General features: G+C 75.4%; 5 protein-coding genes. 1 reads left to right on the top strand and 4 read right to left on the bottom strand.

Going from position 1 to position 8,286, the window contains the following annotated elements; translation table 11 throughout:
* Positions 1 to 12 precede the first annotated feature (12 nt).
* From AC6EXY_RS23270 to AC6EXY_RS23285, 4 genes are all read right to left on the bottom strand, one after another.
* The gene (locus AC6EXY_RS23270) at positions 13 to 3,636 is read right to left on the bottom strand and encodes a winged helix-turn-helix domain-containing protein (RefSeq protein ID WP_499842407.1); all 3,624 of its coding nucleotides are present in this window, start codon (positions 3,634 to 3,636) and stop codon (positions 13 to 15) included.
* Between the two features lie 214 nt (positions 3,637 to 3,850).
* Positions 3,851 to 4,363, bottom strand: a complete 513-nt coding sequence (locus AC6EXY_RS23275) for a potassium channel family protein (protein WP_243407961.1) — start codon at positions 4,361 to 4,363, stop codon at positions 3,851 to 3,853.
* 102 nt (positions 4,364 to 4,465) lie between these two features.
* A complete protein-coding gene (locus tag AC6EXY_RS23280) occupies positions 4,466 to 4,765 on the bottom strand; it encodes a DUF4193 family protein (RefSeq protein ID WP_101834184.1) in 300 nt (99 codons plus the stop codon).
* A gap of 428 nt (positions 4,766 to 5,193) precedes the next feature.
* Positions 5,194 to 5,583: a GroES family chaperonin gene (locus tag AC6EXY_RS23285; protein ID WP_101834186.1), complete on the bottom strand. Its 390-nt coding sequence runs from the start codon at positions 5,581 to 5,583 to the stop codon at positions 5,194 to 5,196.
* 437 nt (positions 5,584 to 6,020) lie between these two features.
* Between AC6EXY_RS23285 and AC6EXY_RS23290 the strand changes: the two genes are divergently transcribed.
* Positions 6,021 to 6,686 (top strand): hypothetical protein, encoded by a 666-nt coding sequence (locus tag AC6EXY_RS23290; RefSeq protein WP_499818979.1) that lies wholly within the window; start codon positions 6,021 to 6,023, stop codon positions 6,684 to 6,686.
* The last annotated feature ends 1,600 nt before the right edge of the window (positions 6,687 to 8,286 follow it).

The raw sequence follows: 8,286 nt of genomic DNA on the forward strand, positions 1-8,286 counted from the left end.
CACCGCGACCGGTCAGAGCAGATGCAGCTCGCGGGCCCGGTGGACGGCGTCGCGGCGCCGGGGGACGTCGAGCTTGCGGTAGATGCTCTTCAGATGCGTCTTCACCGTGTTCACGGAGACGTAGAGCTCGGCCGCGATCTCCGCGGTCGTCAGCATCGTCGGCAGATAGCTGAGCACCGCCAGCTCGCGCTCGCTGAGCCGGTCCCCGGCGGCCGGCCCGGCCGTCCGGCGCCGCCCGGAATCCGCCGCCCAGGCTCGCGGCACGGCTGTCATCCGCTGGTCGGCGCCGGCGCGGCCCGGCATCGGCGGCGCCCGATGGCCGCGGTCGGCGGGAACCGAAGGCCCATGCACGCGCGGCGGGCTGGCCGGCACCGCGCCGCCGGCAGCGCCCGGGGCCCCCGGACCGTGCGGCGCCTGCCGCCCCGGCCGTGCCATCCCCGGCGGCCCCCCGATCCGACCGCCTGTTGTCCCCGGGTTCCAGGCAGGCGGAGGGTTCCAGGCAGGCGGACCGCCGAGCGACGCGGCACGCGGACCGACGAGCGGTCCGGTACGCGGATCGACGGGCGAGGAGGTGCGCGCGGGGGCGGCGGTGCGCGGGGCGGCGGAACGGGGCGACGCCGCGCCCGCGACCCGCGCCGCGTGCGATTCGGCGCTCACGACGGACGGCGTCCCGCCCACCTCGCCGGCCTCGGCGGCCGCCCGCAGGCCCACGACGAAGTCCGGATGCGCGGCGGCCAGGCCCGGGTGCGCCGCGAGCATCGCCGCCACCTCCGTCCCGGCGTCGAGGAAGGGACTGGTCAGGCCCTCGTCCTCGGCGAGGGCGAGGGCGCGGGCCAGCAGCCCGGTCGCTCGCGCCTGATCGCCCCGCCGAGCGGCGACGATCGCCGCGAGAACGCAGGCCGAGACCACGGGACCGCCTCCCCCACCGTCGGCACGCAGCAGCGCCGACACCGCCTCCTCGGCCGCGTCGAGGTCGGCGCAGGCAAGGTCGGCCCGCGCGGTGGCCAGGGCCATGATCTGGTCCGACCGCCGGTTCTCGGCGGGCCGGCCCAACGCCTGCCGGGCGGCCTGCGCGTTCCCGGCGGCGAGCAGCAGATCGACCTCCACCGACCGCCACAGTGACAGGCACAGCGGTGGTCCCGTTGGCCGCCCACGCCCGCCGAGCAGCCGGCGGCCGGCCCGCACCTGCTCGGTCCGCCCCGGCTGGCACCACACCCGCGCCCGTGCCACGGCGACGAGATCGAGCAGGTGCGCGGGCAGGCCTGGGCCGCACCCGGCGTGGGCGGCGTCCAGGTGTCGCGCCGCCCCGCCCCGATCAGAGCGGTCCAGGGCCACCAGGGCGAGGGCGAGCCGCGCCTCGACCACGCCCGCCGAGGTCGGGTCCGCACCGGTCGCCTCCGCGGCGCCGCTGAGCGCGCCGGCCGCGCTCGACTCCGCCAGCCGCAACCGGCCCCGCAGTGCCAGCGCCAGTGCCAGCGCCCCGGCCGCGGATGTCTCGATCGTCCGGGCGCCGACGAGGCGGGCCGCGTCAAGCGCCACCGTGAGGGCCTCGATCGCCGCCTCGGGCCGGCCCATCCACAGCTCCCCACGCCCCCGCCCGCACCAGGCCAGCGCCGCCACCACCTCCCCGGCTCGCCCGTCGCCCCGGTCGACGTCCTGGTCCCCGGGCCGCAGCAGCCGCCGAGCCACGCTCAGCATCTCCTCGGCGTCGCCGACGAGCTCCGCGCGGTGCAGGTCGACGAGATCCGCCTGCGCGGCCAGCGCCCGGCGGCGCGGCGAGGCGGGTTCGCCCGCGATCGCGCGACGGGACGTCTCCAGGCAGCCCACCGCCTTGGCCACCCGCCCCTGCGCCAGATGGCCGGCGGCGACGACGAGCGCGCATTCCGGTGACCAGCTCGCGACCGACGCCGGGATCCCGGCCAGCGCGGCCTCACGCTCGGCGCGGGCCCCGACGATCCCCTCCGTCCTCGCCGCGCACTCGATGAACAGGCAGGAGGCGTACCACCAGTCGCCCGCTCGCGCCGCGTGGCGGACCGCCTGGGCCGGCCGGCGGTGCGCGGCGAACCACAGCGCGGCCCGCAGATGCAGCTCGTCGACGTCCTCGGTGCGGTCCCGCCGCAGGTCCGCGCGCAACAGCGCGGCGAACAGGCGGTGGTAGCGAAACCAGTCGCCGTCCGCGTCGACCGGGAGGACGAATCCGCCGTCCTCGGCGAGCGCGACCAGCGGCTCGATGCCGGCCACCGCCTCCGGCGACGGCGACGGCGACGGCGACGGTCCGGGTCCTGTCCCCGCGGCGAGGCTCGGCGCGATCCCGGGCCCGGGGATCGTTGCGAATGCCCGGGCCTGGGCGTCGTCGGGCCGGTGCGACCCCGCCGCCAGGACCGGCGCGGCGGCCGGCCCGGGCGCGCGGGCCGGCTCCGGGACGGCGCCCGGTGCCCACGCCGCCCCGGCGGCCGGGGACTGCGGCGGGACCGCGTCGTGGCCGGCCAGCGGCGCGACGCGGACCCGCTCGCCGACGACGGCGTCGGCCAGGGGGGTGCTGACCTGGTCGAGCAGGCTGGTGCGCAGCAGGAACCGGCGCACGGCGGGGGGATGGCGGGCCAGCAGCTCGGCGCGCAGGAACTCGGCGACCTCGGGTACGTCGGCCAGCGACGGCAGCACGGGCATGGATGCCGCCCTCGACGTGGGGCCCGGCGGCGCCACCGGGATCTCGCCCGTACCGGGCCGCGGGCCGCGGGCCGCGACGGCGGCCATGGCCAGGCGCAGTCCCGCCGGCCAGCCCTCGGTCAGATGCAGGAGATCGGCGAGGGCCGGCTCCGTCGTGCTCACCCCGTGCGCCCGCAGCAGGTCGACGTTCTCCGGCTCGGTGAAGGCGAGGTCGTGCGGGCCGATCTCGGTGATGCGCCCGGCCGCGCGCAACCGGTGCAGCGCCAGGGGCACCACCCGCCCGCACAGAATCGTGCGCAGTTGGTCGCCGGCCTCGTTCACCAGGAGTTCCAGACCGTGGCGATCGTCCGGCCGGCGCAGGACCTGGACGTCGTCCAGGATCAGCACGACAGGGCCCGGCAGCCCGACCAGCAGGTTCGCGAGCCGCCGGTAGTCGCGGCCACCGGGGCCACCGGCGGCGTCCCCGCCGAGATCGTCCGGAGCGGTCAGATCGTGGCCGACCGGCAGGACGCCGCCACGGTCGAACCCGTGCAGCAGCTGCGGCCACAGGGGCAGGGTCACGCCGTGGCCCGCGTCCGTGGCCGTCGCCGGATCCAGCCTGATCCACACGAGCGGCGTCTGGTTCGATCGCGCGGCGGCCCACGCCGCCAGCAGGGCGGTCTTTCCCCAGCCGGCCGGGGCGCGCACGACGGTGAGCACGCTGGTGACGGCGTCGTCGAGCAGCGTCCGCAGCCGGGGCCGGTCGAGGAAGCCGGACGGCAGCGGTGGGGCGACGAAGTGGCCGTGCACGAGGGGCAGACGGGTGCCGGTCCCGCCTGGCGTTGTGTCCGCAACGCCGCGGGCGCTGGTCTCGATGCCGTCGTCGGTGGGCTGATGGGCCTGCATCGAGATCAGGCCGTCGGTGCGGGGGCCGGGCGCCAGTGATCGGGACGGGACAGTACCGGGTCCCGGTGACTGTTCGTCGAGCACTCCACACCACCCCCACGACAACACTGCCCTGGGTAGTGGTACAGGTACTTGGACGCGGGAGCAACCCGCGGTGACGGCTACGTGACCCTGAGAAGCTGGCCGCCGCGTGGTCACCGAGGGCGGCTCCGGACGACTCGCCACACACGTCCGTCGATCGCGGGACACCCCGGCCGGGATCCGGGCCGCACGCGCCGACGTCCCGCGCGGTGGGCGGTCAGGCCGGCGAGCGCGGGCCGGTGGCCCGCAGGACCGACCCGGCCGTGGCGACGAACAACACGTCGAAGCCCATCTGGAGGGTGACGACGACCCTGGCGGTCTGGCCCACGGCCCGGATGTCGCCGAATCCGACCGTCGTCAGCACCGTCACCGTGAAGTAGAGGGCATCGGTCCGGGTGCGGATTCCCGCCATCTCCTGGCCGTAATACGCGAGGGAGTAATAGGTGGTGGCGAACAGCACCACCGTCACGCAGATCCCGGCGAACAGCCAGGCGGAGCGAGAGCGCGCGGACGTCTCCCGCCGCCCGGCCGCCACCTGGCGAACGAACAGCCAGCCCAGCAGGGCAAGCCCGGCCACCAGACCGAAGATCCGCAGGCCGAGCGCGAAGCCCCCCGGCGCGTGGCGCAACGGCAGGCAGTAGTACACGACCAGCACGGCGGCGAGCGTTGCCAGCGCGGCGGCGACGCGCCGTCCCGTACTCGCCCTCGAGCGGGCCTCGCCCACAGCCACGGGCTCCGGGCCGGGCGGCGGGGCGCCTGTCACGGGGCCCGCCCGGTCAGACCGACCCGGCCGCGCGCCGCCGACACCCCGGCCGCCGATCGCCCGTGCCCGTCAGGCCGCGCAGTCCGAGCAGACCACGCGGCGCGGGTCCGCGAGCTGGCTGCGGTGCTGCACCAGGAAGCAGCTGGTGCAGGTGAACTCGTCGGCCTGCCGTGGCAGGACGCGCAGCGAGAGCTCCTCGTCGCGCACATCCGCGTCGGGCAGGTCGAGCTCGGCCTCGAGGGCGTCCATGTCGTCCCCGAGATCGGCCGCCGCACCGGCACGCTGCGCCTTCAGGTTCTCCAGGCTCTGCTCCTGAAGCTCGTCCTCCTCGACATCCGCGTTTCGCCGAGCGTCGAAGTCACGCGCCATGCGTCCCCTTCCCCTTCCCTTTCCCTACCGTCGCTCGCCCACTGGCTGACTCCACCGATGGGTACCGGGTACCACCGAACACGGGGGGCCATTCAACACGGCACCCCAGGACATCGGTCGGCCACGGTACGCAAGAACCCCGAAAATAGGGGATGCCGCGCCTTATGTCCGCATTTCCTGGCGCCTCCGCCACAGCCAAGGGTCCCGGCCGAACGCGGATCACCAAAGCCGAGCAGAGGATACGGGCCACAACCGCGTCAGGCCAGACAGGTGACCGGTCGGCGCGGTGTCTCTCCCACCACATTCACGACCGGACGCCACGACCCGGGCGGGTCGCCCGTTTGTCGATCGATGCGGCACCGTACACCATTCGGCCACGGGGGTGGCACCGGGTGGTCAGGTGAGCGGTGCCCCAGGCACCGGGCGGGTCAGAGGTAGAGGCCGGTGAGGCCGTCGTCGAGCCGCTCGGCCGCGACGGCGTGCACGTCCCGCTCGCGCAGCAGGACGTAGGTCGTCGAATGCAGCTCCACCTCGGCCCGGTCCTCCGGGTCGAACAGCACCCGGTCACCCACCTGGATGGTGCGCACCGCGGTGCCGACCGCCACGACGTCGGCCCAGGACAGCCGCTTGCCCATGTGCGCGGTCGGCGGAATGACGATGCCCGCCTTGGAGCGGCGATCCACCGCGTCCTCACGGGGTTCGACCAGCACACGGTCGTGCAGAAGCCGGATCGGCAGGCCGCCAGCCTGGGTCACGCCTACCGCCGTGCCCATGCCGCTGACCCCACTGCCGTTGACACCGCCGGACACAACGCTCACAGGATCGGACACTACCCGCCCGGACCGGGGCCCGGGGCACCCCCTCGCCCGCCGCTCGTCTCCCGTCCCGGCCCACCCCGACGGCGTGGTCCGGCCAGCCGGATGCCGAGCCCCCCGGGCACCGTCACCCACACGGCCGACCATGGCCGCATGTCAGGGGAACGTCACCCGACACAGCGGATCCACCCGCACGGGCCGCTCGCCTGACGGCCCGTCATGAGCCGGTACCGAATCCGCCAACCGCCACATAACCAGCAGAGCTCGCAGAGTGCACTCAACCTCCCCGGAGGGGGAATGCTGTCCCAACGGGGTATAAGCTGCCGCCCATCGCTGCCCGGGCTGGCGCTGACGGGTGGCGTGCCGTGGCACCTCTCGATCGTCCGTTGGCGCCCAGGTAACCGTCGGCACGTAACGAACCTCAGGGATGGGGCACCACCATGGCATTGCGCATCAGTGTCGATCTGGATGGTCTGCGCTGGGCCGATCTGTTCCGCTTCGTCGACCTCGCCCGCAACGGCGGGATCAGCGCCGAGGACCAGGTCGACGTCATCACCTACGGCAGCGATCCGATGTCGGTCAGCCTCTCGGCGCGTATCTACCCGGCGTCGGAGGGCTTTCTGTCCACGGATCAGTCGGAGGCGGCGGGTGAGGCCATGCGCAGTGCCCCCCTGTCCATCGCACCGGGCGCGACCAGCCCGAACGGCTCCTCCTTCGGGTACGACAGCGGCGCGCCCGAGCGCCCGCCATCCCCGAACGGCAGTCACTACCCGGCGTTCGACAGCGGCCAGGAGCGTCCCGCCGCGCCAGTAGCCCCCAGCATGCCGCCCTACGGACCGGGCTATGACGCGCCGGGCGACCGAGGTCTCCCGCCGAACGGCGCCGGGCACTACCCCGCCTTCGACGGGCAGCAGGACCGGATGCCGCCGGGCGCCGGCGGCCAGTTCGCGGGCTTCGAGCCGTTCGACCGCTCTGCGACAGGCAAGGAGCCGCAAGGTGCCCCCGGAGGGGTCGAAAGTCCCTACATCGAGGAGTTCGCGCGCCTGCAGGAGGGGCTCATGCGCCAGGTGCGCCGCACCGACGAGGTCCGGCCGGACCGCTCCTGATCAGCGGTTGGCACTCGACCGTCCCCACCGCGGCCGCCGCCAGTCCGCCGGCGTGGCGACGCGGTCGGCGCGCGCCCGATCCGGCCCCACCCTCACCACAGGTGAGGAATGCGGGACCCTGAGCCTCGTTGACATCCCGCGCACGGACGCGGAACGTGAGAAGGCCGTGACGGCTCCCTCCTTGGTTCTACGCCGTTCGCACCCCGTCGCCCGCTATGGTGCATGCTGCCTGTGATGGACGATCCGCGCCTTGCTGACGTCGAGCAATATCACGGGCGACTACGCTCGGAGCTCGACGTCATTGCGCGTGGGCCGGTCCTGGTCGGCCCGAAGATCATCGAACACATTTATTCACTGATCACGCTTATAGATCTGCATCAGCCGAATGAGTTCGACCTCTGCCTGAGCTGCGACCGGCTCTGGCCCTGTGCCTCGATCGTCGCCATCACCGGAATCTCGCCGGACGCGCCCGACAGCGACGAGGACGAGGACGTCGAGGGTGACGGCCGCCCCCTGCCCGGCGCGGAACAGGACCTCCCGGCATCGCGGCTCGCCCCCATGCCCCCGCCCAAGGCGCGCATCCTGCCGCTGCCCGTCGCCGAATCGGCTCCATCCCCGCTGGCCGCCAGCGACGGCGCGGGCTCTCCCGACGAAGCTCGCTACGGCGACATCCGCGCCGAGGACCCCCGTCCCACCCAGGCCCACCTCGCCGACCCGCGGCCAGCCGACCCGACGTTCGACAACCAGCGCCAGATCGACCCCCGTCATAGCCCCCGGTACGACGACGCGCGGCCCACGGACACACGGCCCGCCGGCCCGCGGTACGACGAACCCCGGTACGGCGACGCCCGGTACGACGACGCGCGGCCCACGGACACACGGCCCGCCGAACACCGGTACGACGAGGCCCGGTACGACGAGGCCCGGTACGACGACAGAGCGCGCTACGACACCGCCGCCCGGTACGACGAGGCAGGGCTGCACGACACGGCGGGGCGGCAGGACGAGCGCCGCCGCGACGATCCGCGACACGACGACGGCGCGGTCGACGGAACCCGTCGCGACCAGCGGCGCCCGGTGGACCCACCCGATCCCGCCGCGGCCCCCCAGCCGCGCTACCCGGCACCGCAGACGCCGGCCGCGGCGCACGTTCCGACCGGCCCGGCGATTCCCTCGCACATCTCCATGAAACAGGGCATTCCGCCCCAGCCGCAGCCGCCCGCCCACGTTCCTCCCCACGTGCCCGCCGCGGCGCACAACGGCGCCGGACCGCAGGGCGCCGGACCGCAGGGCGCCGGACCGCAGGGCCCGCCCCGGGCACCTGCCGGGGCGGGCACGCCGCGTTCCACCGGGGCCGTGCCCCGGCTGCCCTCGGTCACCCCGCCGACCGGGCGGGCGGCGGCCGCCCCCGCCCCGCGGCCCCCGGGGCCGGGGGGCCGCGGGGGGGCGGGGAGCCACAGCGCGGCCCCCCCGCCCGCGCGTGGGGGGGGGGGGGGGGGGTGGGGGGGGGTGGGGGGGGGGGGGGGGGGGGGGGGGGGGGGGGGGGGGGGGGGGGGGGGGGGGGGGGGGGGGGGGGGGGGGGGGGGGGGGGGGGGGGGGG

The sequence above is a fragment of the Frankia sp. RB5 genome (assembly GCF_059816245.1).

Excerpts from the sequence above, each read along its gene's own strand:
- AC6EXY_RS23280 (WP_101834184.1), bottom strand. The coding sequence starts at position 4,765 with ATGGCGCGTGACTTCGACGCTCGGCGAAACGCGGATGTCGAGGAGGAC.
- AC6EXY_RS23290 (WP_499818979.1), top strand. The coding sequence starts at position 6,021 with ATGGCATTGCGCATCAGTGTCGATCTGGATGGTCTGCGCTGGGCCGAT.